At 66.7% G+C, this 23,956-nt stretch carries 24 protein-coding genes; 7 read left to right on the top strand and 17 right to left on the bottom strand.

Features of this window, described 5'->3' with window-relative positions; genetic code table 11:
- Positions 1-205 precede the first annotated feature (205 nt).
- Positions 206-904, top strand: coding sequence for a hypothetical protein (locus tag ATO3_RS15220; protein ID WP_088650743.1), 699 nt, complete (start codon positions 206-208; stop codon positions 902-904).
- A 159-nt stretch (positions 905-1,063) separates the two neighbouring features.
- Here ATO3_RS15220 and ATO3_RS15215 read toward each other — a convergent pair whose 3' ends face one another.
- Together ATO3_RS15215 and ATO3_RS15210 are read right to left on the bottom strand one after the other, a co-directional pair.
- Positions 1,064-1,738, bottom strand: a complete 675-nt coding sequence (locus ATO3_RS15215) for an ABC transporter ATP-binding protein (protein ID WP_088650716.1) — start codon at positions 1,736-1,738, stop codon at positions 1,064-1,066.
- The gene (locus ATO3_RS15210) at positions 1,731-3,017 is read right to left on the bottom strand and encodes a lipoprotein-releasing ABC transporter permease subunit (RefSeq protein ID WP_088650742.1); all 1,287 of its coding nucleotides are present in this window, start codon (positions 3,015-3,017) and stop codon (positions 1,731-1,733) included. The genes ATO3_RS15215 and ATO3_RS15210 overlap by 8 nt, the downstream gene beginning before the upstream one ends.
- A 232-nt stretch (positions 3,018-3,249) precedes the next feature.
- Between ATO3_RS15210 and ATO3_RS15205 the strand changes: the two genes are divergently transcribed.
- A complete protein-coding gene (locus ATO3_RS15205) occupies positions 3,250-3,600 on the top strand; it encodes a hypothetical protein (protein ID WP_143747286.1) in 351 nt (116 codons plus the stop codon).
- A gap of 73 nt (positions 3,601-3,673) precedes the next feature.
- On the opposite strand, the gene proS is transcribed toward ATO3_RS15205, so the two are convergent.
- A complete protein-coding gene (proS, locus tag ATO3_RS15200; RefSeq protein ID WP_088650714.1) occupies positions 3,674-5,032 on the bottom strand; it encodes a proline--tRNA ligase in 1,359 nt (452 codons plus the stop codon).
- Between the two features lie 169 nt (positions 5,033-5,201).
- Here proS and ATO3_RS15195 point away from each other — a divergent pair, with 169 nt between their 5' ends.
- The 4 genes from ATO3_RS15195 (at position 5,202) to ATO3_RS15180 (ending at position 10,782) form a co-directional block, all read left to right on the top strand.
- Entirely contained in the window at positions 5,202-6,269 is a 1,068-nt protein-coding gene (locus ATO3_RS15195; protein ID WP_088650713.1) for an AI-2E family transporter, read from the top strand.
- Positions 6,262-6,960: a P-loop NTPase family protein gene (locus ATO3_RS15190; RefSeq protein ID WP_332888702.1), complete on the top strand. Its 699-nt coding sequence runs from the start codon at positions 6,262-6,264 to the stop codon at positions 6,958-6,960. The genes ATO3_RS15195 and ATO3_RS15190 overlap by 8 nt, the downstream gene beginning before the upstream one ends.
- Positions 6,961-6,991: 31 nt before the next feature.
- Positions 6,992-9,166, top strand: coding sequence for an RNA degradosome polyphosphate kinase (locus tag ATO3_RS15185; RefSeq protein ID WP_088650712.1), 2,175 nt, complete (start codon positions 6,992-6,994; stop codon positions 9,164-9,166).
- Between the two features lie 80 nt (positions 9,167-9,246).
- Positions 9,247-10,782, top strand: coding sequence for a Ppx/GppA family phosphatase (locus tag ATO3_RS15180; protein WP_088650711.1), 1,536 nt, complete (start codon positions 9,247-9,249; stop codon positions 10,780-10,782).
- A 128-nt stretch (positions 10,783-10,910) separates the two neighbouring features.
- On the opposite strand, the gene ATO3_RS15175 is transcribed toward ATO3_RS15180, so the two are convergent.
- The 6 genes from ATO3_RS15175 to ATO3_RS15150 form a co-directional block, all read right to left on the bottom strand.
- A complete protein-coding gene (locus tag ATO3_RS15175) occupies positions 10,911-11,303 on the bottom strand; it encodes a hypothetical protein (protein ID WP_088650710.1) in 393 nt (130 codons plus the stop codon).
- Between the two features lie 54 nt (positions 11,304-11,357).
- Entirely contained in the window at positions 11,358-12,038 is a 681-nt protein-coding gene (locus tag ATO3_RS15170) for a molecular chaperone DjiA (protein ID WP_088650709.1), read from the bottom strand.
- A gap of 40 nt (positions 12,039-12,078) precedes the next feature.
- Positions 12,079-12,558 carry a GNAT family N-acetyltransferase gene (locus ATO3_RS15165; protein WP_088650708.1) on the bottom strand — a complete coding sequence of 160 codons (480 nt, stop codon included), beginning with the start codon at positions 12,556-12,558 and terminating at the stop codon, positions 12,079-12,081.
- Positions 12,555-13,163 carry a VOC family protein gene (locus ATO3_RS15160; RefSeq protein WP_088650707.1) on the bottom strand — a complete coding sequence of 203 codons (609 nt, stop codon included), beginning with the start codon at positions 13,161-13,163 and terminating at the stop codon, positions 12,555-12,557. The genes ATO3_RS15165 and ATO3_RS15160 overlap by 4 nt, the downstream gene beginning before the upstream one ends.
- A gap of 105 nt (positions 13,164-13,268) precedes the next feature.
- The gene (scpA, locus tag ATO3_RS15155; protein WP_088650706.1) at positions 13,269-15,401 is read right to left on the bottom strand and encodes a methylmalonyl-CoA mutase; all 2,133 of its coding nucleotides are present in this window, start codon (positions 15,399-15,401) and stop codon (positions 13,269-13,271) included.
- Positions 15,358-16,389 (bottom strand): hypothetical protein, encoded by a 1,032-nt coding sequence (locus ATO3_RS15150; RefSeq protein WP_233152163.1) that lies wholly within the window; start codon positions 16,387-16,389, stop codon positions 15,358-15,360. Before ATO3_RS15150 ends, scpA begins: the two co-directional genes overlap by 44 nt.
- A 99-nt stretch (positions 16,390-16,488) precedes the next feature.
- Between ATO3_RS15150 and ATO3_RS15145 the strand changes: the two genes are divergently transcribed.
- Complete coding sequence (locus ATO3_RS15145) at positions 16,489-16,977, top strand: DUF4174 domain-containing protein (RefSeq protein ID WP_088650705.1); 489 nt, start codon at positions 16,489-16,491, stop codon at positions 16,975-16,977.
- A gap of 34 nt (positions 16,978-17,011) precedes the next feature.
- On the opposite strand, the gene ATO3_RS15140 is transcribed toward ATO3_RS15145, so the two are convergent.
- The 8 genes from ATO3_RS15140 to ATO3_RS15105 all read right to left on the bottom strand — a co-directional run bounded on the left by ATO3_RS15140 (position 17,012) and on the right by ATO3_RS15105 (position 23,759).
- Positions 17,012-17,524, bottom strand: coding sequence for a hypothetical protein (locus ATO3_RS15140; RefSeq protein ID WP_088650704.1), 513 nt, complete (start codon positions 17,522-17,524; stop codon positions 17,012-17,014).
- 147 nt (positions 17,525-17,671) lie between these two features.
- On the bottom strand, positions 17,672-19,693 hold the full coding sequence (locus ATO3_RS15135; protein ID WP_088650703.1) for an acetyl-CoA carboxylase biotin carboxylase subunit: 2,022 nt from the start codon (positions 19,691-19,693) through the stop codon (positions 17,672-17,674).
- Positions 19,694-19,801: 108 nt separating this feature from the next.
- Complete coding sequence (locus ATO3_RS15130) at positions 19,802-20,008, bottom strand: hypothetical protein (RefSeq protein WP_088650702.1); 207 nt, start codon at positions 20,006-20,008, stop codon at positions 19,802-19,804.
- A gap of 118 nt (positions 20,009-20,126) precedes the next feature.
- The gene (locus ATO3_RS15125; protein WP_088650701.1) at positions 20,127-20,486 is read right to left on the bottom strand and encodes a hypothetical protein; all 360 of its coding nucleotides are present in this window, start codon (positions 20,484-20,486) and stop codon (positions 20,127-20,129) included.
- Positions 20,487-20,594: 108 nt separating this feature from the next.
- Complete coding sequence (locus tag ATO3_RS29025) at positions 20,595-20,738, bottom strand: hypothetical protein (RefSeq protein ID WP_198963287.1); 144 nt, start codon at positions 20,736-20,738, stop codon at positions 20,595-20,597.
- A 217-nt stretch (positions 20,739-20,955) separates the two neighbouring features.
- Positions 20,956-21,687, bottom strand: a complete 732-nt coding sequence (locus ATO3_RS29220; RefSeq protein WP_233152162.1) for a DUF6497 family protein — start codon at positions 21,685-21,687, stop codon at positions 20,956-20,958.
- Positions 21,680-22,081: a RidA family protein gene (locus ATO3_RS15110; protein WP_088650700.1), complete on the bottom strand. Its 402-nt coding sequence runs from the start codon at positions 22,079-22,081 to the stop codon at positions 21,680-21,682. Before ATO3_RS15110 ends, ATO3_RS29220 begins: the two co-directional genes overlap by 8 nt.
- Positions 22,082-22,226: 145 nt before the next feature.
- Positions 22,227-23,759, bottom strand: a complete 1,533-nt coding sequence (locus ATO3_RS15105) for an acyl-CoA carboxylase subunit beta (RefSeq protein ID WP_088650699.1) — start codon at positions 23,757-23,759, stop codon at positions 22,227-22,229.
- Positions 23,760-23,956 lie beyond the last annotated feature (197 nt).

The following is a 23,956-nucleotide window of genomic DNA, read 5'->3' as shown; positions in this document are numbered from 1 at the left end:
AAGGGAATCCCTTGCGATTCAGGTTTTGAGCCGGACGCTTTAGCGTCCCCGGACCGCTCCGAACGGTCGACGCCCCCGGATTGCCGGGCTACCTTCCCCGCGAAAGGAGGCGCTCCGATGACGCCAAGACATGCCCCGTCCCGGCCTGGCCGGACGTCCCGCCCCGCCCCGGCCCGTCCCGGCGCCCCCCGTCGCCCGGGCGTCCATGCGCGGTAACCGGCGCGGCCGGGCCGCCGCCTTTGCCCTGCTCCTGCTGGCCGCCGCCTGTGGCCGGCCGCTGACCCCGACCGAGGCCGCCTTCAGCCAGGAGATCCACGGCGACACGCTCGACACCGACCGCGTCCGCCTCGTCCGCGGCGCCCTGGTCGGCAGCGCGACCTTCATGCGCAAACCCCGTCCCCGCGTCACCTGCCGCGAACGGATCCTGCCCCCGGCCCGGGAAGAGCTGGTGACCGCAAGCCCGGCCGCCGTGGCGCTTTTCAACCGGATCTTCTTCACCCACGACTGGTATCTTGACGATTACCTGTCCGAATACCCCGACCGCCTGGGCCTGGTCGAGGCGATGCTGCTCGCGCATGAGCTGACCCATGCCTGGCAATGGCAGAACCGCAAGATCACCGGCTACCACCCGCTCCGCGCCGCGGCCGAGCACCAGACAAGCGACGACCCCTATCTCTTCGACGTCGAAACGACGACCGACTTCCTGTCCTACGGCTACGAACAGCAGGGCACGATCGTCGAGGAGTATGTCTGCTGCCGCGCCCTGGCCCCGGAGGCCGAACGGACCGAGCGCCTGCACGGCATGCTCAGCGAGGTCTTCGACATCGACGACCTGCCCGAAGCACGGGAACGCGACGTCTACCTGCCCTGGAACGGGGTCGAGTTGAAGGGGATCTGCGGCTGAACCGCCGGACGCGGGCCCGGAATGGCTGCGTCCGGCGAAATATCTGAATCCGGCAAGGTTTTATTCAAATATCTTGAAAAGACGGACTCACTTTGTGCGGATCGGACAAGCGGTGCGAAGGCGCATTACAACCGAAAGCGCCCTCATCCCGCCCCGCGGTCAGATCAGACGCCCGCCCGAGAGATGCACGGTCCGGCCCATCCGCGCGGCCAGCTCCGGGTTGTGAGTGGCCACCAGCGCGGCCAGCCCGGCCTCGCGCACCAGCTTCATCAGCGCCCCGAAGACCTGTTCCGACGTCTCGGGATCCAGGTTGCCGGTGGGCTCGTCCGCCAGCAGCAGACGCGGCTGGTTGGCCAGCGCCCGGCAGAAGGCCACGCGCTGCTGCTCGCCCCCCGACAGCGCCGCGGGGCGGTGATCGGCACGCGGAGCGATGCCCACCGTTCCCAGCAGCTCCATCGCGCGGGACCGGGCGGCTCGGTCAGAGGTGCCGTTGGCCAGCTGCGGCAGGACGATGTTCTCCAGCGCCGAGAACTCCGGCAGCAGGTGGTGGAACTGGTAGACAAAGCCGATGTCGCGCCGGCGCAGTGCCGTGCGGCCGGCGTCGTCAAGGCCGGACGCCGTCTGCCCCGCGATCTCGACCACGCCCTCGTCCGGTTTGTCGAGCAGGCCGGCGATGTGCAGAAGCGTTGACTTGCCCGCGCCGGATGGCGCCACCAACGCCACGGACTCCCCGGAAGAGACGGCAATGTCGAGCCCGTCCAGCACGCGGATCTCGCCCGGAAGCCCCTTCTTGTAGGTCTTTTTCAGACCGGAGAGATGCAGCACCTCATTCATAGCGCAGGGCCTCCACCGGGTTCAGGCGCGCGGCGCGGCGCGCCGGAAAGATTGTCACGACAAAGGACAGGCCCAGCGACAGGCCGACCGCCTTGGCCACGTCGACGCCGCGCAGTTCCGCCGGCAGGGCATAGATGCCCCGGATCGCCGGATCCCAGACGCCGCCGCCCATGAGAAAATTCACGAAGGAGAAGATCGGATCGATGTAGATCGCGAAAAGGCAGCCCAGGATCACGCCGGCGAAGGTGCCGATCATTCCCGTCAGCGCGCCGCAGATGAAGAAGATCCGCAGGATCGAGCCCTGGCTCAGCCCGATGGTGCGCAGGATGCCGATGTCACGGCCCTTGTTCTTCACCAGCATGATCAGCCCCGAGACGATGTTCATCGCGGCGATCAGAACGAGGATCGACAGGATGATGAACATCACGTTGTCCTCGACCTCGAGCGCGCGCAGAAAACCGCCCGACGCATCCCGCCATGTCCAGATCAGCGCGCGGGGGCCTGCGGCCTCCAGCAGCTGCGGACCGAGGCGGTCGACCCGCTCGGGCACTTCGACCATCACTTCAATTTCATCCGCCAATCCTTCGCGATTGAAGAATATCTGCGCCTCGGACAGGGGCATGTAGACGCGCGTGCGGTCGATATCGTAGCGCCCGGCGCTGAAGATATAGACGACCTCGTAGGCATTGGCGCGGGGCGAGACGCCCATCGGCGTCTTCACCCCGTCGGGCGAGATCAGCCGCACCCTGTCGCCCACCGCCGCGCCGAGTTCGCGCGCGACGCCGGAACCCAGGGCAATCCCCTCGCCCAGCCGCGCAGGATCGCCGACCCCGGTTTCATCGTTGATGATGCCGGGCATTCCGGCCAGCGCCTCGGGGGCGATGCCGAAGACCTCGACCCCCGCATTCCGGCCCCGGTTGGCCGCAAGCACCTGCGCCTTCACCAGCGGCGAGGCGCGCAGCACGCCGGGCACTTCGGCCAGCCGCGCGGCCATGGCGTCGTAATCCGAAATCGTCCGGTCCAGCTGCCCCGTCTCGGTCGCCTGCGCGCCCTGGTAGACGGTGACATGGGCATTGGCGCCCAGGATCGTGCCGACGAATTCGGTCCGAAAGCCCGAGCGCACGGCCAGCGTCGCGATCAGCGCGAAGACGGCCAGCGTGATCCCGATCAGGCTGATCCAGGTCATCACCGCCACGCCGCCCTCGGCCCGCTGGGCCCGCAGGTATCGGCGGGCGATCATCCATTCAAATCCGGAAAACGGCATCGGGGATCCGGCCATTTGCGTCTCCTGCTCGGTCTTTTTGGCGGACGGTGTGGTGTCCATACATCGCGGTCAAGTCCTCCGGTAATCGCAGGAACAAATCCGCCACTGTCGCATTTTAATCAACAATAGCTACAAGTGTGAGGAAGATCATCGACATGGCCCGATCGGCACCGCATCATTTCCTTAATTCAATACCATGATCGTTTCTACTGCCACGCAATTACACCGAGACCAGAGGTTTGACTCCATGAACCATATAGATGCGCTCAGGGCCGCACGTGCCGGAAGCGGAAAATTCCCATCCGATCCGGATGCTCCTGAAATCGATTGCGAAACCTCCATGCTGATGCGCAGCTGGATCGGCCCGGTTGTCGAACAGGCCTCCGGCTGGCCCGCGCTGATCGAGGCGCTGTCGCGGCGCGGATATTCGCTGGCGTTCCGCGACGGCCGTCTGTGGCTGACCGAAGCCGGCAGCGGAACCGACATCTGCACCATGCGCCACCTTGGCGCCAGCATGCGCGACCTTGCCGCCCGCCTGGGCCGCCCGGCCGTCCGTCCGGTGCCCGGACGCCCGAACCACGGCATCCTGAAGGTCTGAGCCCAAGGCACGGACCGGCAGATCCCCTGCCCGCCCGGACCATGCGGCCCGGACGCCAGGATCGACATGACAGTCAGGCAATGGCCAAAGCGGGCTTGTACGGCTCGTAGATCGCGGCCAGCTTGCGAACGGCCTCTTCGGGGTTCAGCTCCTCGCTTTCGCCAGTACGGCGAGAGGTCAGTTCCACCACACCGGTCTTGAGCCCGCGCGGGCCGACGGTGATCCTCCACGGCAGCCCCACCAGGTCCATCGTCGCGAACTTGCCGCCGGCGCGTTCGTTGCGGTCGTCATAGAGCGGCTCCAGCCCCTGGGCAGTGATCGCGGCATAAAGCGCCTCGCAGGCGGCATCGGTGTCCGGGTCGCCCTGCTTGAGGTTCACGATGCCCACGTGGAACGGCGTCACGCCCTCGGGCCAGATGATGCCCTTGTCGTCATGGTTGGCCTCGATGATGGCGCCGATCAGACGGCTGACGCCGATCCCGTGCGAGCCCATGTGCACGGGCACCGATTTGCCGTCCGGCCCCTGCACCGTGGCGCCCATCGCCTCGGAATACTTGGTGCCGAAATAGAAGATCTGGCCGACCTCGATGCCCCGGGCCGAGCGGCGGCGCTCTTCGGGGATCTCGTTGAACCTGGCCTCGTCATGCGTCTCGTCCGTGCGGGCGTAGAGCGAGGTGAACTCCTCCATCACCGCCTGGCACTGGTCGACGCTGTCGTAATCGATGTCGCGCGCGCCCAGGCGGATGTCGGTCACCGCGCTGTCGTAGAAGACCTCCGACTCACCCGTTTCGGCGAGCACCAGGAATTCATGGGTGTCGTCGCCGCCGATCGGGCCCGAGTCGGCGCGCATCGGGATCGCCTGAAGCCCCATGCGCTCATAGGTGCGCAGGTAGCTGACCAGGTGGCGGTTGTAGGCATGCAGCGCGTCTTCCTTCGTGAGGTCGAAGTTGTAGCCGTCCTTCATGAAGAATTCGCGGCCGCGCATCACGCCGAACCGCGGGCGGACCTCGTCGCGGAACTTCCACTGGATGTGATACAGCGTCAGCGGCAGGTCGCGGTAGGACGACACGTAGGAGCGGAAGATGTCGGTGATCATCTCCTCGTTCGTCGGTCCATACAGCATGTCGCGGTCGTGGCGGTCGCGGATGCGCAGCATTTCCGGCCCGTAGGCGTCGTAGCGGCCCGATTCCTTCCACAGTTCGGCCGATTGCAGCGTCGGCATCAGCATCGGGATATGGCCGGCGCGCACCTGCTCTTCGTGGACGATGTTTTCCAGCTTGCGCAGCACCTTGAAGCCCAGCGGAAGCCAGGAATAGATGCCCGCGCTGGCCTGCTTGATCATGCCGGCCCGCAGCATCAGCCGGTGGCTGGCGATCTGCGCCTCGGACGGCGTCTCTTTCAGGACGGGCAGAAAGTAGCGGGAGAGGCGCATGGAACGGGCCTTTTGCTGAAACGTTTGACCTGGACCGTCTAAGGCAAAGCCTTGGTGCAGGCAATTGTCCGTTCGCCCCCGCCATCGAGGCGGCCTTGGGCCTTGCAAGCGCGCCACGGCTGGGCCAATCAGGGACCAACGAACGGATCGACACAGCCCCGGGGGCCACATGGCGCTGCCAGTGAATGTTCAGCTCAGATACTGGGGGGTCGCCGCGGTGGTCCTCGTTGCGCTGCTATGGCTGCTGGGGGACGTCCTTGTCCCCTTCGTGATCGGCGGTGCGATTGCCTATTTCCTGGATCCCGTGGCCGACAAGCTGGAACGCTGGGGCCTGTCGCGCGGCGCGTCGGTGGCGGTGATCACGGTGGGCGCCATCGCGATCTTCGCAATCATTTCGCTAGCAGTGCTGCCGACGCTGATCCGCCAGGCCGTCGATCTGGCCAACCTGGTGCCTCAGCTTTTCCGCGACCTGCAGGGGTTTCTGCAGGAAAAATTCCCGTCCATCCTCAACGAGGAAAGCCAGCTGCGCCAGACGCTGAACCAGATCGGCGAGGCCGCCAAGAGCCGCGCGCTGGAGCTGGTCAACACCGCTGTCAGCTCGGCGATGACGGTGATCAACCTTGTGGTGCTGGCCGTCATCACGCCCGTGGTGGCCGTCTACCTGCTGCTGGACTGGGACAACATGGTGGCCCGCATCGACGAGCTGCTGCCGCGCGACCATGTCGGCACGATCCGCAAGCTTGCCTCGGATATCGACCGGACGATGGCCGGTTTCGTGCGCGGGATGGTGATGGTCTGTTCGATCCTGGGCTCGTATTACGCCATCGCGCTGATGATCGTGGGGCTGGATTTCGGGCTGGTCGTGGGCTTCATCGCCGGGGCGCTGACCTTCATCCCCTACCTCGGCGCGCTGCTGGGCGGGGCGCTGGCCGTGGGGCTGGCGCTGTTCCAGTTCTGGGGCGAATGGTGGATGATCGCCATCGTTGCCGCGATTTTCCAGTTGGGCCAGTTCGTCGAGGGCAACTTCCTCACGCCCAACCTGGTGGGCAGTTCCGTCGGGCTGCACCCCGTGTGGCTGCTGCTTGCCCTGTCGGTGTTCGGCACGCTCTTCGGGTTCATCGGGCTGCTGGTGGCGGTGCCGCTGGCCGCCGCCATCGGTGTTCTGGTACGCTTCGGCATAGACCAGTACAAACACAGCAAGCTTTACACCGGATTGCCCGCCCCCCGCGATGACTGACCTGCCGCGCCAGTTGAGTTTCGATCTGCCGGTGCGCCCGGCACTCGGGCGCGACGATTTCTTCGTGGCGCCGTCCAACGCGCTGGCCATCGACCTGATCGACCGCACGCTCGACCTGCCGGGGCGCAAGCTGGCGATCTCGGGCCTGCCCGGCGCCGGCAAGACGCACCTGGCCCATGTCTGGGCCACGGAATACGCGGAATACGGCGCCCGCATCCTTCCCGCCGCCGCGCTGGACGAGGATATCGTGCCCGACCTGGCGCAGACCGCCATGGCGATCGAGGACGTGCCGGCCATTGCCGGGGACCCGGTGCGCGAGCGCGCGCTGTTTCACCTGCACAATATGCTGGCCGAGCGCGGCCTGCCCCTGCTGCTGACCGGGCGCGCCGCGCCGCAGACCTGGGGCCTGCACCTGCCCGACCTGAAAAGCCGCATCGCCGCCGCCGCCCATGCCGCGCTCGAGGCGCCGGATGACGCGCTGCTGGCCGCGGTGATGATGAAACTCTTCGCCGACCGGCAATTGTCCCCGAAGCCGGACGTGATCCCCTACGCCGTCCGCCACATGGAACGGTCCTTCGCCGCCGCCACCGACCTGGTCGACCGGCTGGACCGCGCCGCGCTGGAGGCCGGGCGGGACGTGACCCGCGCGCTGACCACCGAGGTGCTTGGCAGCCGCGCCAGCCCCCATTAAGCCCATGGCCCCTTCCGAACCGAGAGCCAGGATGTCCGACGCCGATTTTCTCAACTCCCCGATGCCCGCCCCGGTCGAGATGCCGGACCTCGACCTGACCGGCCCGGGCCGCTTCTTCAACCGCGAGCTCAGCTGGCTGGGGTTCAACTGGCGCGTGCTGGAGGAGGCCGAGAACACGCGCGTGCCGCTGCTGGAACGCCTGCGGTTCCTGTCGATCTCGGCCAACAACCTGGATGAATTCTACACCGTCCGTGTCGCCGGCCTGCGCGAGCTGGCCCAGGCGGGCAACACCACGCCCGGCCAGGACGGGCTGTCCCCGGCCGAGCAGCTGGTGCTGATCGACGACGATGCGCGCAACCTGATGGCGCGGCAGCAGACGGTGCTGTCGGATCTCAAGGCGCTGATGGAGGCCGAGCGGATCTCGATCCTCGACCGTCACGCGCTGAGCGATGCGGATATCGCCCATCTCGAAGGCGTCTTCCTCAACCAGGTCTTCCCGGTGCTCTCGCCGCTGGCGATCGACCCGGCGCATCCCTTCCCCTTCATTCCCAACACCGGCTTCTCGCTGGCGCTGCAGCTGGAGCGCACCCGCGACAAGCGCGCGCTGCAGGCGCTGCTGCCGATCCCGCACCAGATCGACCGCTTCGTCTCGCTCCCCTCCGACAGCGGCGCGCACCGCTTCCTGCCGCTGGAGGAGCTTCTGCTGGTCTTCATCGATCGGCTGTTCCCCGGCTACAGGGTTCAGGCGCATTTCGCCTTCCGCGTGCTGCGCGACAGCGATCTGGAGGTCGAGGAAGAGGCCGAGGACCTGGTGCGCGAATTCGAGGTCGCGCTGAAGCGCCGCCGCCGGGGAGAGGTCGTGCGGCTGACGCTGACCGCCGGCGCGCCGGAAGAGCTGAAGAAGGTCGTCATGCGCGAGCTGCACGTGCAGGCCGACGAGGTGATCGAGGTCGACGGCATGATCGGCGTGGCCGACCTGTCCGAACTGGTGATTTCCGCGCGCTCCGATCTGCTCTGGCCGACCTTCACGCCGCGTGTGCCGGAACGGGTGCAGGACCACGACGGCGACATGTTCGCCGCGATCCGGCGCAAGGACATGCTGCTGCACCACCCCTACGAGACCTTCGACATGGTGGTGCGGTTCCTGAAACAGGCCGCCGCCGACCCGGACGTGGTGGCGATCAAGCAGACGCTTTACCGCACCTCGCGCGACAGCCCGATCGTCGAGGCGCTGTGCGAGGCGGCCGAGGACGGCAAGTCGGTCACCGCGCTGGTGGAGCTGAAGGCCCGCTTCGACGAGGCCGCCAACATCCGCCAGTCCCGCCGGCTGGAACGCGCGGGCGCGCATGTGGTCTATGGCTTCATCGACCTGAAGACCCATGCCAAGATTTCCACCGTGGTGCGCCGCGAGGGCGATCAGCTGGTGACCTACACCCATTACGGCACCGGCAATTACCACCCGATCACCGCGCGCATTTACACCGACCTCAGCTTCTTCACCTGCGATGCCGCGCTGGGGCGCGACGCGACCAAGGTGTTCAACTACCTCTCGGGCTACGCCTTCCCCGAAAAGCTTGAGAACCTGTCGATCTCGCCCTCGACCCTGAAGAAGACCCTGATCGCCGGCATCGACGCCGAAATCGAACACGCGAAAGCCGGCCGACCGGCACAGATCTGGGCCAAGATGAACTCTCTCATCGATCCCGAGGTGATCGAGGCGCTCTATCGCGGCTCGCAGGGGGGCGTGAAGATCGACCTGGTGATCCGGGGGATCAACGGGATCCGGCCGGGCATCAAGGGGCTCAGCGACAACATCCGGGTGAAATCCATCGTCGGCCGCTTCCTCGAACACTCGCGGATCGTGTGCTACGGCAATGGCGGCGGGCTGCCGTCGAAACAGGCGCGGGTCTATATCTCTTCCGCCGACTGGATGGGCCGCAACCTGAACCGCAGGATCGAGACGCTGGTGGAAATCCACAACGACACCGTGAAGGCACAGATTGTCAGCCAGATCATGGCCGCCAACCTTGCGGACGTGGCGCAAAGCTGGATCATGAACCCCGACGGAAGCCACCGGCGCGCCGCCGTATCGGAGGGCGAATTCGCCTTCAACTGTCACCGCTTCTTCATGGAGAACCCCTCACTTTCGGGGCGTGGGTCAGCCGGGGCCAAGGATGTGCCCAGCCTCACCCATGCCGAAGATTGACCGGACACGATTGACCGGCCACAATATTTGGTGCAGCCTTGGCGTCGGACTACCAAGCAGATGCGAAGGTCACCCAGACTATGCAGGTGAACCAGCCGATGGCCGATTGGGAACCCTTCGGACGACCCTTGTTTGACGACCCTTGCGCGGAATCGCTGTCGCGGGTCGGTGTCGTGGATGTCGGATCGAACTCCGTCCGCCTGGTGATCTTTGACGGCGCGGCGCGCTCGCCGGCCTATTTCTTCAACGAAAAGGTCATGTGCGGCCTGGGCTCTGGCCTGTCGGACACCGGCAAGCTGAATCCCAAGGGCCGCGAACGCGCGCTGAAGGCGCTGGCCCGGTTCCAGAAGCTGGCCGAATCGATGGACATGCCGCCGCTGACGGCCGTGGCCACCGCCGCCGTGCGCGACGCCGAGGACGGGCCGGAGTTCTGTGACCAGGTTCTGCGCGAGACCGGCCTGCATATCCACGTCATCCCCGGCGAGGAAGAGGCGCGGTTTTCGGCCCAGGGTGTGCTGCTGGGCTGGCCGGATGCCAGCGGGCTGGTCTGCGACATCGGCGGATCCTCGATGGAGCTGGCCGAGCTGCGCGGCGGCGAGGTCGGGCGCTGCACGACATCCAACCTCGGCCCGCTGAAGCTGCAGCTGGTCAAGGGCGGCACGCGCGGGCGGCAAGCCCATATCAAGAATACCGTCGAGGCGCTGCACACCCAGTTCGGCGAGGGCCGGCAGCGGCTATTCCTGGTCGGCGGCTCCTGGCGGGCGATCGCCAAGATCGACATGGCGCGGCGGGACTATCCGCTTCGCGTTCTGCACGAATACACGATGACGCCGTCGGACGTGACCAAGACCGCGCGGCTGATCGCCGAAAGCGATCCCGAGACGCTGCGCTCGGAGGCCAAGGTGTCGTCCAACCGGATGGAGCTGGTGCCCTACGCCATCGAGGTGCTGACCCGGCTGGTGCGCAAATTTCGTCCCACCGATATCGCGGTGTCCAGCTACGGCATACGCGAGGGACTGCTGTACGAACAGATGCCACACGGCGTACGGGACCGCGACCCGCTGATCGAGGCCTGCCATTTCGCCGAAACCAAGGATGCGCGCAGTCCGGGCTATGGCCGCGTGCTCTATCGCTTCGTTCTGCCGCTCTTTCCCGACGCCTCGCCACAGCGGCTGCGGCTGATCAAGGCGGCCTGCCTGCTGCATGACGTCAGCTGGCGCGCGCATCCCGACTACCGGGCCGAAAGCTGTTTCGATTATGCCACGCGCGCCAACCTCGGCGGGCTGGACCACGCGGAACGGGTGTTCCTCGCGCTGTCGCTGCTGCACCGCTACACCAACAAGCGGTCTGGTTCGCGGGTGTCGACGCTGTTCTCGCTGCTGACGCCGAAACAGGTGGACCAGGCCGAAATCCTCGGCAAGGCGATGCGCTTCGGCGCGATGCTCTGGCTGAAACGGGGCGAGGACACGGCCGCGCTGCACTGGGATCCGCGCAAGAAGGTGCTGCAGCTGCGGCTGTCGGAAGACGCCCAGATCCTGTTCGGAGAGGTCGCGGAATCGCGGTTCCAGTCCCTGGCCTCGTCGCTTGGGGGCAAGGGCGTGGTGAAGGTCGGCTGACCGGCGTCCAGGGCGCGGCGACCGGAGAGGCCACCGTGGGATGGCCGGCCTCTCAGTGAGGTATTTTTGCAAAGATGAAGCAGGGGGACGCGCGCCACCGAGAGGGCGGCGCGGGGGGCTGGACCCGATCAGATTTCGATCGGGTCGTCCTCTTCGCTCTCGGGCGGCGTGACAGGGTCGCCGGGCGTGTCGGGGCCGTCGGGCGCGACCTCGGGCTTGCGCCGGATGATGATGTCGCCGTTCGGCAGCATCTCGGGCGCCTCGTAACGGGACCAGTCCTTTACCTCGTCCATCATCTCGGCCAGGGCGGGGCCCATTTCCTCCATGAAGGAGCGCATGGCGGGACCGACTTCCTCGGTCCAGTTTTCGAGCGTGCCGAGCGCGCCGTCCATGCCGTCGCGCAGACCGTCGAAGAAGCGGTCTATGCCGTCGCGCGGAGCACCATCGTCATCCTGCGCCATGGCGGGGGCGGCCAGGGCCAGGGTGGCCGGAACCGCGAGAAGGATAAGAATCCGTTTCATGTCCGGGATGGTACGCCGTCGCGGCGCAGGCGGAAACCCCCTGAGCGTTCACATTCAGGCGGGGGCGGTGTTGATCTCTTCCCAGGCGCGGTTGATCTTGATCAGGCGCTTTTCCGCCAGCTTGATCGCCTCTTCGGGCAGACCGCGGGCCAGCATCGCGTCGGGATGGGTTTCGCGCACCAGCCGGCGCCACACGCGGCGTATCTCGGCCACATCCATGTCCGGGGTGACCCCCAGCACCGTGTAGGGATCGGGCGCGGCATCGGGCACGTAGCGCGCGCGCATGGCGCGGAATTCATGGCGCGGCAGGCCGAAGATGCGCGACACATCCTCGAGGAAGAGTTCCTCGTCCGGGTGATAGACGCCGTCCGCCACGGCGATGTGAAACAGCCCCTCCATCAGGTCCCAGAGCGTCGTCGGGTCGTGCTGGAACATGTTGTGGATGCGTTCGGCATAGACATCGTAACCGGCGACATCCATGCGCGCGAGGTTGAAGACCTTCGCGGCGTTGGCCTCGTCCTCGGGCGCGATCTGAAACACCTCGCGGAAAGCGGTGACCTCGGCGCGTGTGACCTGTCCGTCGGCCTTGGCCATCTTGGCGCCAAGCGCGATCACCGCGATGGTGAAGGCGACCGAGCGTTCCGGCGGCGTGCGCAGCCTGTCGAACACCTCGGCCAGCCCTTCACCCTGGGCGAGGGCCGATATAGCGGCAGTGATGCGGGTCCAGATCGACATGTGCTATCCCTATCCCGTCGCTGCGGCGGTGTCAGCGCGTTCACAGCAATTTTTGCATCAGAACCAGGTCAAGCCATTGGCCCTGCTTGCGTCCCACCTCGCGCAGGCGGCCGGTCTCGTCAAATCCCATGGCCCGGTGAAAGGCGATGCCGCCGGGATTGGCGCTGCTGACGCCGCCGATCATGACATGCACACCCCGTTCGCGCGCGATGTCGATGAGAGCCGAGAGAAGCAGGCGGCCGCCGCCCCGGCCCTGGATCGCCGGCGACAGCTGGATCGAATGTTCGACCGTGGCGACATAGCCCGGACCGCCGCGAAAGGGGCCATAGGTGGCGAATCCCTCGGCCCGGCCCTCCGCTTCCAGCACCAGGTAGGCGGGCGCGCGGGTGGCGATGTCGGTGGCGATGTCGCCGGGGCGGCGCAGGATCGTGGTGAAGGTGACCAGCGTCTCGGCGATGACGTGGTTGGCGATGCGCGCGATGTCGGGCGCATCCCCTGCCCGCGCCTGCCGCAGGATCATGCGAGGATCCGCAGCCCGTTCGGCGTCTCGATCTCGGCGCGCAGGCCGGCGGGGCCGGTGTCGAAGACCACGCGCGGGTCCGACAGGCGGTCGTCCAGCAGGGAGGAAAGATCGGCGGCCTCGGGATGGCTGACCACCAGACGCTTCAGCCGGCAGCCCGAGGCGGGGAGCATGGAGGACGGATGCAGATCGCCCTGCCACCCGATCAGCGCCGGGCAAAGGTTGTCGAAGGGCAGCCGGCCGGTGGCGGGCACCGCCATGCGCCAGCGCAGATCGCCCCGTTCGACGGCGATCGGCGTGCCTGCGCCGGGCAGATGGGCCAGTTCGTCGTCCAGCATGTCCGACCGGCAGACCCAGTTCGACAGGCGCGGGGCGCCCGTGAAGGCATCAAGGTCGAACCAGCGCGGCCGGCCCGCTGCCGGCGCATCCGGGTCGATGGCGATGGTTTCCAGGTAAAGCCCGTCATCCATCCCCAGCAGCCGGTTGTGGGTGCCGAAAGCCGCGTGCCTGCCGCCCGGGCCGAAGGGCACGCCAAGGGCGGCCTCGGCATGGGCGGTGGCCTCTTCCAGTGTCTGGCCGGCGACGACGATGTGATCGAGTTCCATGGCTTTCCTGCCTATCCGATCGCGGGGCCGGTGTCTCCTGCCCCGTCGCGAGGGACCGCCGGGGCGCCCTGCCCCGCCGGCCCGGTGATCAGGAATGCGGCACGCTCAGGCCGCGCGGGCCTCGCGGATCAGGCGCAGGATGTCCTGGGCCGCCTCGGGGATGTTGGTCCCGGGGCCGAAGATCGCCTTCACGCCGTGGTCCTGCAGGAACTGGTAATCCTGCTGCGGGATCACGCCGCCGCAGATCACGATGATGTCCTCGGCGCCATGGGTCTTCAGCGCCTCGACCAGCTGCGGCGCGAGCGTCTTGTGCCCGGCGGCCTGGGACGAGATCCCGATCACGTGCACGTCGTTGTCGATGGCGTCCTGCGCCGCCTCGTCCGGGGTCTGGAACAGAGGGCCCACGTCCACGTCGAAGCCGATGTCGGCAAAGGCCGTGGCGATCACCTTGGCGCCCCGGTCATGCCCGTCCTGGCCCATCTTGACCACCAGCATCCGGGGACGCCGGCCTTCGTCCTCGGCGAATTGCTCGACCGATTTCTGGATCGCGGCAAAGCCCTCGTCGCCCTCGTAGGCGGCGCCGTAGACCCCCGCGAGCGTCTTCACCTCGGCCCGGTGCCGGCCGAATTCCTTCTCCATCGCCATGCTGATCTCTCCGACGGAGGCCCGGGCGCGTGCTGCCTCGACCGCCGCTTCCAAAAGGTTTCCGCCGTCCTTCGCGCGCCGTTCCAGTTCGGCCAGCGCGGCCTGGCAGGCGTCTTCGTCCCTCTCCGCCCGCATCTTCTCCAGCCGCGCCACCTGGGAGGCGCGCACCTTGACGTTGTCGACATCGAGGATGTCGATCGGGTCTTCCTTCTCTTTGCGGTACTTGTTGACGCCGACGACGACATCCTCGCCACGGTCGATCTTGGCCTGCCGCTGCGCCGCCGCCTCCTCGATCCTCAGCTTCGGCATGCCGGAGGCGACGGCCTTGGTCATGCCGCCCATCTCCTCGACCTCCTCGATCAGCTTCCAGGCCGCATCGGCCAGGTCCGCGGTCAGCTTCTCGACGTAGTAGGAGCCCGCCAGCGGATCGACCACGTTGGTCACGCCGGTTTCCTCCTGCAGGATCAGCTGCGTGTTCCGCGCGATCCGGGCCGAGAATTCCGTCGGCAGGGCAATGGCTTCGTCGAAGGAGTTCGTGTGGAGCGACTGGGTCCCGCCGAGGACGGCCGACATCGCCTCGTAGGCCGTGCGGACCACGTTGTTGTAGGGGTCCTGTTCGGCCAGCGACACGCCCGAGGTCTGGCAATGGGTGCGCAGCATCATCGACTTGGGGTTCTTCGGCTCGAACTCGGACATGATGCGGTGCCACAGCAGACGCGCGGCGCGCAGCTTGGCGGCCTCCATGAAGAAGTTCATGCCGATGCAGAAGAAGAACGACAGGCGCCCGGCGAACTTGTCGACATCCATGCCCCGGTCGATGGCGGCACGCACGTATTCGCGCCCGTCGGCCAGGGTGAAGGCCAGCTCCTGCACCAGGTTCGCGCCGGCCTCCTGCATGTGGTAGCCGGAGATCGAGATCGAGTTGAAGCGCGGCATCTCGGCCGAGGTGTATTCGATGATATCCGCGATGATCCGCATCGAGGGCTCGGGCGGATAGATATAGGTGTTGCGGACCATGAACTCCTTCAGGATGTCGTTCTGGATGGTGCCCGACAGCACGGATTTGTCGTGCCCCTGCTCTTCGCCGGCGACGATGAAGTTCGCCAGCACCGGGATCACCGCGCCGTTCATGGTCATCGAGACCGACACCTTGTCCAGCGGGATGCCGTCGAACAGGATCTTCATGTCTTCCACGCTGTCGATCGCCACGCCGGCCTTGCCCACGTCGCCCGGCACACGGGGGTGGTCGCTGTCATAGCCGCGGTGGGTGGCAAGGTCGAAGGCGACCGAGACACCCTGTTGCCCGGCCGCCAGGGCCTTGCGGTAGAAGGCGTTCGATTCCTCGGCCGTGGAGAACCCGGCATATTGACGGATCGTCCAGGGGCGGCCGGCATACATTGTCGCCTTCACCCCGCGCAGGAACGGTGCCTGGCCGGGGATCGTGCCCAGGTGATCGACGCCGGAGAGGTCCTCCTCGGTGTAGATCGGCGCGACGTCGATGCCTTCGAGCGTCTGCCACGTCAGGTCCTCGACAGAGCGGTTGCGCAGCTCACTCTCGGCGAGGCGGCGCCATTCGTCTTTGCTGGATGTCATCGGTGCTTCCTCTTGTCGTGTCGGTCTGGGGCGGTGTTTGTCCCGCCTTGGAATGGGGCATTGGGTGCGGTGTCGGGTCGGGCGCATAGGCCATCGGCTCTGCCAGGCCATCGGCCCCGGCGGCCAGCCAGAACAGATCGTCCCGATAGGTTTCGCGCAGGGCGGCGGCCTGGGCCGCGTCAAAGGGCTGCCAGCGGTCATCGCCCCCCGGCAAGGGCGCGCCCGCGCCAGCGCGCTTGCGCAGCGCGGGCAGCTTCGGCGTGGCGTTCAGCCGCCGGTCGGCCGCGTCCGGGGCAAAGGGCCGGCCCAGTATTTCGGACAGCAGCGCATCGGGCCGGCCGCCAAGCCGTTCAAAGGGCAGGACACGGATGCGGGCGCCAGGCATGGCGCAGGCAACGTCGGCAATCACGTCGCGCCAGCTGCGCGGCATGGTGACCAGCCGGTCCAGCGCATCGGCATCCGGCACCGGCTGCCCGCGCGATACGGCGTGGCCCAGGGCCGAGCTCCAGTAAAGATCGAGACTGCGGATCGTCAGCACGACCTGGTCGATCTGCCCGTCGAAGGCGGCATGCACCCGCGACAGCCGCGCCCCCACCCCGGGATAAAGCGCCCCGCGCGTCAGCGTGTCGCGCAGGGATCCCGGCAGGCTAGCGTCGCTGACGATCAGCGCCCGGCGGCCCCTGTCGCGCAGACGGGCCAGGTTGAGCGCAATGCGCCCGCGCGCGCGGGCAAACGGCGCGGGGACGTCGTGCCCGGCCCGGGCCCGGCCGCCATGAATACCATGAAACAGCCCGTTGCGTGTCCGGCTTGGCCCCCAGGCGGCGATTCCGTCGGCCGCCAGCGGCGCTGAGAGGTCGCTCAGGAAGTGCTGAAACGTGGTGGTGGCGGTGCGATGCGCTCCGATATGCAGGATCACGTCCATCAGGCGGCGGCTCCAGGCTGCTATGGCCGCCCCGGCCGGCCGGAATTCGGGGGAGGCCGCCATCATCGCGCCATCCCCCTCATCAGCACCTTAAATTTAAAATTTTCCCGCCTCGCGGCATCGCGACTTGTCGTTTCCGGCGGCGAGGCGTCTATATTCAAAGACATGACCCGCATCATCGCACTCGCTCTCGCAGCGACCCTCGCCGCCCCTTTCTCCGCCTCCTTCGCCCAGGCCGCAGATGACCCGAACGAGGCTCTTGTGCCCGGCAGCATCGTGGAGGCCGGCGACATGGATCTCGACGGATTCCTGTGGCTGGCGCGGCCGATCCTCGTCTTTGCCGACACGCCCGCCGATCCACGGTTCCAGCAGCAGCTGACGATGCTGGAATCCGAGATCGAGATGCTGGCCGACCGCGACGTCGTCATCATCACCGATGTCGATCCCGACGCGGCCGGGCCGATCCGCACCCGGATGCGGCCGCGCGGGTTCCAGATGGTGCTTGTGGGCAAGGACGGCGCGGTGAAACTGCGCAAGCCCTTCCCGTATTCCGTGCGCGAGATCACGCGGACCATCGACAAGACCCCGCTGCGCCAGCAGGAGGTCCGCGACCGCCGCGCCCTGCGGCATGAAGAGGACGCCGCCCGCGAATAGAGGCGCCCGGGGCGAAGAAGGGCCCTGCGCCCGCCTAGACGTTGCCGCGCAGGAAGATCGCCAGCGGCACCTCGGATTGCGTGTGAACCAAGGTCAGGGAATTGCCGTCCGGGTCGTAGATCATCACCGCCTCGGGCGACATGATCGCGTTGTAGAAGGCCAGGCCGGCCCGATCCGACAGGCAGCGCTTTGCCGGGCCGAGCCCGTTCGACAAAAGCCCCAGCCCCTGTTCCAGGCTGGCGGTCATGATCTGCTCGGACACCACGGTGGGGCTGGTGTCGAATATCTCGAACACCACCATCCGGCCGGCGCGCAGGTAATGCACCGCCGTCTCGATCGAAGTCGCCTTGGTGATCCGGTCGCTGATCGCCGTGGTCTCCAGCCGGAAGACCGCACCGGTGCAGGTCCCGCGCGAAGAGAATTCCAGCGTGTCCTGCAGCGTCAGCCAGCTGCCCAGTTCCTGCCGCAGGCGATCCTCCCGGTCGAGCTTGCAGCCCGCCAGCATGATGCCCGCCACACCCAGCAGAGCCAGACCCAGTTGCCGCATCGCGCGCCCGCCTTTCCGAAGGGATCCAATCCCGCCGGAGCCTAGCGCCCAATGGTTTACAGACCGTATCCGGGACCGCGGCCCCGGTCCGGTGCGCGGGGCCGCCCGCCGGACCGCGTCGGGCCCCGATATGAGCGGCCGCGCGGATCACTCGAATTCCATGATCACGTCGTCGACCGCCAGGCTGTCGCCCGGGGCGGCGTTGATCTTCGACACCACGCCCCGGCGCTCGGCCCGCAGGATGTTCTCCATCTTCATCGCCTCGACGGTACACAGCGACTGCCCGTCCTGGACCTCCTGCCCGACCTCGACATCGACCTTCACGATCAGGCCGGGCATCGGGCAGAGCAGCAGCTTCGAGGTATCGGGCGGCAGCTTCTCGGGCATCAGCGCGGCCAGTTCGGCCTGGCGCGGGGTGCGGACATGGACCTTCATGTCGGCCCCTGCGGTGCGGATGCGGAAACCGCTGGTGATGTTGTCGACCTTCAGCGACAGCAGCGCGCCGTCCACCGTCAGTTCGGCCAGCGAATCGCCCGGGGTCCAGTCGCTGCTGACACGGTGCACGGTGCCATCCTCGAAGCTGACCGTGGCGCCGTCGTGATCGGCGTCGATGCTTACGGCAAAGCTGTGGTCCTGCGCGGTCACGACCCAGTCGGACCCGACCATCCGTTCGTGGTTGTCCATGCGGCCGGACACGCGGGAGCGCCGGATCTCGGACACGCGGTTCATCGCCGCCGCCGCCGCAGCGACCCTCTTCAACGCCGCCTCGGGCAGGTTCACGCCGTCGAAGCCTTCGGGATATTCCTCGGCGATGAAGGCGGTGGTCATGTCACCGGCCACGAATTTCGGATGCGCCATCACCGCGCTCAGGAACGGCAGGTTGTGCCCGATCCCCTCGACCTCGAAGGCATCCAGCGCTCCGCGCATCCCTTCGATCGCCGCAAGCCGGTCCGGCCCCCAGGTGCAGAGCTTGGCGATCATCGGGTCATAGAACATCGAGATTTCGCCGCCTTCATAAACACCGGTGTCGTTGCGGATCACCGGGGCGGAGGGCACCACACCCGGCAGATAATCCGAGGTCTCGGCCGGCGGACGGTAGCGGGTCAGCCGGCCGATCGAGGGCAGGAAGTTGCGGTAGGGATCCTCGGCATAAAGCCGGCTTTCCATGGCCCAGCCGTTCAATTTGACGTCGTCCTGGGTGATCGACAGCGGCTCGCCATTGGCGACGCGGATCATCTGTTCGACCAGGTCGACGCCGGTGATCAGCTCTGTCACCGGGTGTTCCACCTGAAGCCGGGTGTTCATCTCGAGGAAGTAGAAATTCCGGTCGCCGTCGACGATGAATTCCACCGTGCCGGCGGACGCATAGCCCACGGCCTTGGCCAGCGCGCAGGATTGCTCGCCCATGGCCTTGCGGGTGGCCTCGTCCAGGAAGGGGCTCGGCGCTTCTTCGATGACCTTCTGGTTGCGGCGCTGGATCGAGCATTCGCGCTCGCCCAGGTAGATGCAGTTGCCATGCTGGTCGGCCAGCACCTGGATCTCGATATGGCGCGGTTGCGTCACGAACTTCTCGATGAAGATCCGGTCGTCGCCAAAGCTGTTGGCGGCCTCGTTCTTGGACGACTGGAAGCCCTCGCGCGCCTCCTCGTCGGTCCAGGCGATGCGCATGCCCTTGCCGCCACCGCCCGCGCTGGCCTTGATCATCACCGGGTAGCCGATCTCCTTCGAGATCTTCACCGCCTCGTCAGCATCCTCGATCAGACCCATGTAGCCCGGCACGGTCGACACGTTGGCCTCCTGCGCGATCTTCTTCGAGGTGATCTTGTCGCCCATCGCCTCGATCGCGCCCTTCGGCGGGCCGATGAAGGCGACGCCGGCGGCCTCAAGCGCCTCGGCGAATTTCGGGTTCTCTGACAGGAAGCCATATCCCGGATGCACCGCCTCGGCGCCGCTGTGCTTGATGGCCTGCATGATCTTGTCGATCACGATGTAGGACTGGTTGGCGGGCGGCGGGCCGATGTGGATCGCCTCGTCCGCCATGTCCACATGCAGCGCGTTCTTGTCGGCGTCGGAATAGACCGCCACCGTCCGGATGCCCATCTTGCGGGCCGTCTTGATGACACGGCAGGCGATCTCGCCCCGGTTCGCGATCAGGATCTTCTTGAACATGGCTGGTCCTTCGTCTTCGAGGGGAGCAAACGCAAAACACCGCCCCGGCCGGATGCGGCCGAAGCGGTGTTGCGGAAACAATCGGTGCGCCCCTGACGGGACGCGGGATCAGTTGCAGCGGCCGGGATTGACCTCGCAGTAAAGAACGTTGCCGCCGGCGCCGACGGCTGCGGATGCCAGCGGGTTGGCCCCGACGACGGCGCCACCGACTGCACCGACGCTGCCACCCAGCAGGGCCTGTTCACCGGTGGTCTGGCCGCAGGCGGAAAGGCCGGCAAGAAGCCCGCAGGCGACGACAATCTGTTTGATGGGCATGGGGTTTTTCCTTCTGTCAGCTTCGCGATGTAAACGCGTCGCAGGACATAGGGTTCCGCCCCATGGTTTGACCATACGCGAGGATCCGCCAACCGGCGGGGTCCTGCCGGTGCCGCGCTCATCCCCATGGCTCATCCTCGAAAGCGTCCGGAAACGACGCCCGCGCGACCGTCTCGTCGATTTGCAGCAGGGCGTCATAGCTTTCAGGGTCGAACGGGTCCTCGGCGGCTTTCACCTCGCGCCCGAAGAGCCAGGCGAGCCGGCCCGCGTCGAGGTTGCCGCGCTCGAACGGCTCTGTGCCGAAATGCGCCCAAAGCGCCGCCATGAAGGCCGCGTCTGCGCGTTTATCCGCCGGCTTGCGGTCGCGGTAGCGTTCGCGTGCGACAAGCCTGGTGACGCCCCTGGGGTTGGCGCGGCGCACGGTGAACTGGAAATCGGTGCCGGCCATGCGGCCGGGGAAGCCGCGATGCTTCAGCATGTCTGCCTCTCCTGAGATTCGGTTGAGGCAGGGCGCAGGGTCCGGGCCGCACGTGCCCGGGATGCGGAGGCCGGGCGGACAGGGCCAGCGGCCTGCCCGCCTGCCGTGTTACTTGTACTTGCCGGTGTAGGTCGGCTCGGTCGAAATCGGTTCGGGTTCGATGATGACGACTTCTTCGGGTTCGTTGTTGGCACAGGCCGATAGCGTGCCGAAGGTGCCGGCAAGGGCCAGCAACATGATGAATTTAGCCATGCAAAACTCCTGCTCTCGTTCTTCGGGGCCGCGGCGGGATTGTGCCTCTGGTGCCGGGCCCGGGGACAACGGGCCGCCCAGGCGCGGCCCCGCCGGACTGTAGCGCAGTCGCGGGGGGAAATACATGTGCCTCGTGCGGGTGGTGAGCCGACCGGCGCCGATGCCGGAACGCCCGGCATTGCAGCGGCCGACGATGTCACGCGCTGCAGGACAGGCATCAGAATGCCTCCCAGACGCAATCGCCGTCGCGCCAGGCATAGGCTTCGAAGAACTGCGTGGCCTCCGGCGCGGCCTTGCCGAATTCGACATCGCGGTCCGACAGCGAAATCACGATCCGCGCGGGCTCGATCCGGTGATGGGACACGTAGGGTGCGGCCACGGCGCTGCAGAGGTGATCCATGTCACCGGCGGCGGCCTCGGCGCTGTCGGCTGTCATCTCGGGCGCGACAAAGCGGAACCGCGCCCAAAGCGCGCCCGGCCCGTCATCCAGCAGCACGCCGACCAGCGAAACGGGCTGGCCCGACGGCACCTCCACCGGGACCGGATCGGCCGTCGCGAGGCCGGCCGTCAAGGCCGGAAGAGCAAGCATCGCAAGCGCCACGGCGCCGGCCTTGCGCGCGGCGAACCGCGCCCAGCGGGCGCGCCGGGCCGGATCGTCGAGGATCCCGGCGATGGTCTCTTCCATCCGCTGGCGCGGGACCGTACCGCCATCGACCCGGCCGCCGGCCGTCACCTCGCAGCCCGTCCCGGTCTCGGTCACCCGCACGACCGGAGAAAACCCGCGTACCCGCTGCAGGGCGCGCCACAGGTCCTGCCGCACCTGCAGCGCCAGCCGGTCCTTGCGCAAGGCCGGCATGGCGGTGGTGACCGCCACGTCGAACCGTACCGGCAACCGCCGAGCGAGGGTATAGCGCCCCGGTTCCTTCACCTCGTGCCATTGATCACGCATCGGGCCGCCTCGCCATGCAATCCACCTCGACCAGGGCCCCCACGGCCAGCGCCGTCACCCCCACGGTGGTCCGCGCCGGACGCCGATCCTCGGGGAAGAAGCCCTTGTAGACCTCGTTGAACTCGTCGTAGTCGCGCTCGAATTCCGTCAGGTAGCAGCGGCATTGCACCACGTGCTCCAGCCCCAGCCCGACCCCCTTCAGCACGACCTCGAGATTCTCCATCACGCGCCGCGTCTGCGCCGCGATCCCTTCGGGCAGCGGCGCATCCGGCGCGGCCGGATCCGTCGGCATCTGCCCGGTCAGCATCACCCAGCCATCCGCCTCCACCGCGTGGGAAAACGGCGCCACGGGCCGCGGCCCTCCGGCGATCATGTGAAACAGCGGCTCACTCATGTCCCAATCCTCGCATTCCGGCTGCAGGCCTCAGGCCGAGCGGAGACTTTCCGTCTGTCCCATGCCGCCTCTGGGGGCAGGACGCGGGCGCATCCGAATGTCTCTCGCTCGGCCATCAGCCCCCTCCCCTCCCACGGGACCTGCCTTACAATGGAATGTTGTCGTGTTTCTTCCAGGGCTTCTCGACGCGCTTGTTGCGCAGCGCGGCAAAGGCCCGGCACACACGGCGGCGCGTGCCATGCGGCATGATCACGTCGTCGATGAAGCCGCGTTCCGCCGCCACGAAGGGGTTGGCGAACCGGTCTTCGTAATCCTTGGCATGGGCCGCGATCTTTTCGGGATTGCCCAGGTCGGCGCGATGGATGATCTCGGTCGCGCCCTTGGCGCCCATCACCGCGATCTCGGCCGTGGGCCAGGCATAGTTCACGTCGCCGCGCAGATGCTTGGACGCCATCACGTCATAGGCGCCGCCATAGGCCTTGCGCGTGATCACCGTCACCTTGGGCACCGTCGCCTCGCCATAGGCAAAGAGCAGCTTGGCGCCGTGCTTGATGACCCCGCCGTATTCCTGCGCGGTGCCCGGCAGGAAGCCCGGCACGTCGACGAAGGTCAGGATCGGGATTTCGAAGCAATCGCAGAACCGCACGAACCGCGCGGCCTTGCGGCTTGAATCAATATCGAGGCAGCCGGCCAGCACCATCGGCTGGTTGGCCACGACACCCACGGTCTGCCCTTCCAGCCGGATGAAGCCGGTGATGATGTTCTTCGCGAAATCTTCCTGGATCTCGTAGAAATCGCCCTCGTCGGCCGTCTTCAGGATCAGTTCCTTCATGTCGTAGGGCTGGTTCGGATTTTCCGGCACCAGCGTATCCAGCGACATGTCCTCCCGGTTCGGGCTGTCGAAGAAGGGCCGCACCGGGGGCTTTTCCCGGTTCGAGGCGGGCAGCATGTCGACCAGGCGCCGCACTTCGGCCAGCGCCTCCACGTCGTTCTCGAAGGCCGCGTCGGCGACCGAGCTCTTCTTGGTATGAGTCGAAGCGCCGCCAAGCTCTTCGGCCGTGACCTGTTCGTTGGTCACCGTCTTCACCACGTCGGGGCCGGTGACGAACATGTAGGAGCTGTCCTTCACCATGAAGATGAAATCCGTCATCGCCGGCGAATAGACCGCGCCACCCGCGCAGGGCCCCATGATGACGGAGATCTGCGGCACCACGCCCGAGGCTTCGATATTGCGCTGGAACACCTCGGCATAGCCAGCGAGCGACGCCACGCCCTCCTGGATCCGCGCGCCGCCGGAATCGTTCAGCCCGACCACCGGCGCGCCGTTGCGCACGGCCATATCCATGATCTTGCAGATCTTCTCGGCATGGGTTTCCGACAACGAGCCACCGAAGACGGTGAAATCCTGGCTGAAGACATAGACCAGCCGGCCGTTGATCGTGCCCCAGCCGGTGATCACGCCATCGCCATAGGGGCGCTGGGTCTCCATGCCGAAATCGGTACAGCGATGCGCCTTGAACATGTCGAATTCTTCAAAGCTGCCCTCGTCGACCAGCAGGTCGATGCGTTCGCGGGCGGTCAGCTTGCCCCGGGCGTGCTGCGCATCGATCCGGCGCTCTCCGCCACCTGCCCGCGCCGCATCGCGGCGGGATTCAAGCTCTGCCAGAATATCCTTCATCTCTCGCCCCTCTTCCCGGTTTCCGGTGGACCATACAGGCACCGACCCTCCGTCCAAAGAAGGAAACGGAATATTTGCAAACTATTACCATATCGATGATTGCATAATGCAAATCCGCTAATTCGCCTGACATGCACCTGGCCCCCTCGCTGAACCGCCACATCTGTTCGCGATAGACAAGATGCCATTACAGGACT

Origin of the sequence: Marinibacterium profundimaris (assembly GCF_002210095.1) — a bacterium.
Taxonomy (GTDB): domain Bacteria; phylum Pseudomonadota; class Alphaproteobacteria; order Rhodobacterales; family Rhodobacteraceae; genus Marinibacterium; species Marinibacterium profundimaris.
The sequence above is the reverse complement of the archived record's forward strand: the minus strand, read 5'-3'. Positions and strand labels throughout refer to the sequence as shown.

Coding starts and splice junctions, on each gene's coding strand:
- ATO3_RS15185 (WP_088650712.1), top strand. CDS start 6,992: ATGTCCGACGCCGATTTTCTCAACTCCCCGATGCCCGCCCCGGTCGAG.
- ATO3_RS15190 (WP_332888702.1), top strand. CDS start 6,262: ATGACTGACCTGCCGCGCCAGTTGAGTTTCGATCTGCCGGTGCGCCCG.
- ATO3_RS15105 (WP_088650699.1), bottom strand. CDS start 23,759: ATGAAGGATATTCTGGCAGAGCTTGAATCCCGCCGCGATGCGGCGCGG.
- ATO3_RS15210 (WP_088650742.1), bottom strand. CDS start 3,017: ATGGCCGGATCCCCGATGCCGTTTTCCGGATTTGAATGGATGATCGCC.
- ATO3_RS15125 (WP_088650701.1), bottom strand. CDS start 20,486: ATGCTGAAGCATCGCGGCTTCCCCGGCCGCATGGCCGGCACCGATTTC.
- ATO3_RS15110 (WP_088650700.1), bottom strand. CDS start 22,081: ATGAGTGAGCCGCTGTTTCACATGATCGCCGGAGGGCCGCGGCCCGTG.
- ATO3_RS15205 (WP_143747286.1), top strand. CDS start 3,250: ATGAACCATATAGATGCGCTCAGGGCCGCACGTGCCGGAAGCGGAAAA.
- scpA (WP_088650706.1), bottom strand. CDS start 15,401: ATGACATCCAGCAAAGACGAATGGCGCCGCCTCGCCGAGAGTGAGCTG.
- ATO3_RS15130 (WP_088650702.1), bottom strand. CDS start 20,008: ATGCCCATCAAACAGATTGTCGTCGCCTGCGGGCTTCTTGCCGGCCTT.
- ATO3_RS15215 (WP_088650716.1), bottom strand. CDS start 1,738: ATGAATGAGGTGCTGCATCTCTCCGGTCTGAAAAAGACCTACAAGAAG.
- ATO3_RS29220 (WP_233152162.1), bottom strand. CDS start 21,687: ATGCGTGATCAATGGCACGAGGTGAAGGAACCGGGGCGCTATACCCTC.
- proS (WP_088650714.1), bottom strand. CDS start 5,032: ATGCGCCTCTCCCGCTACTTTCTGCCCGTCCTGAAAGAGACGCCGTCC.
- ATO3_RS15160 (WP_088650707.1), bottom strand. CDS start 13,163: ATGGAACTCGATCACATCGTCGTCGCCGGCCAGACACTGGAAGAGGCC.
- ATO3_RS15140 (WP_088650704.1), bottom strand. CDS start 17,524: ATGCGGCAACTGGGTCTGGCTCTGCTGGGTGTGGCGGGCATCATGCTG.
- ATO3_RS15135 (WP_088650703.1), bottom strand. CDS start 19,693: ATGTTCAAGAAGATCCTGATCGCGAACCGGGGCGAGATCGCCTGCCGT.
- ATO3_RS15220 (WP_088650743.1), top strand. CDS start 206: ATGCGCGGTAACCGGCGCGGCCGGGCCGCCGCCTTTGCCCTGCTCCTG.
- ATO3_RS15180 (WP_088650711.1), top strand. CDS start 9,247: ATGCAGGTGAACCAGCCGATGGCCGATTGGGAACCCTTCGGACGACCC.
- ATO3_RS15195 (WP_088650713.1), top strand. CDS start 5,202: ATGGCGCTGCCAGTGAATGTTCAGCTCAGATACTGGGGGGTCGCCGCG.
- ATO3_RS15165 (WP_088650708.1), bottom strand. CDS start 12,558: ATGATCCTGCGGCAGGCGCGGGCAGGGGATGCGCCCGACATCGCGCGC.
- ATO3_RS15175 (WP_088650710.1), bottom strand. CDS start 11,303: ATGAAACGGATTCTTATCCTTCTCGCGGTTCCGGCCACCCTGGCCCTG.
- ATO3_RS15150 (WP_233152163.1), bottom strand. CDS start 16,389: ATGATGGCGGCCTCCCCCGAATTCCGGCCGGCCGGGGCGGCCATAGCA.
- ATO3_RS15170 (WP_088650709.1), bottom strand. CDS start 12,038: ATGTCGATCTGGACCCGCATCACTGCCGCTATATCGGCCCTCGCCCAG.
- ATO3_RS15145 (WP_088650705.1), top strand. CDS start 16,489: ATGACCCGCATCATCGCACTCGCTCTCGCAGCGACCCTCGCCGCCCCT.
- ATO3_RS29025 (WP_198963287.1), bottom strand. CDS start 20,738: ATGGCTAAATTCATCATGTTGCTGGCCCTTGCCGGCACCTTCGGCACG.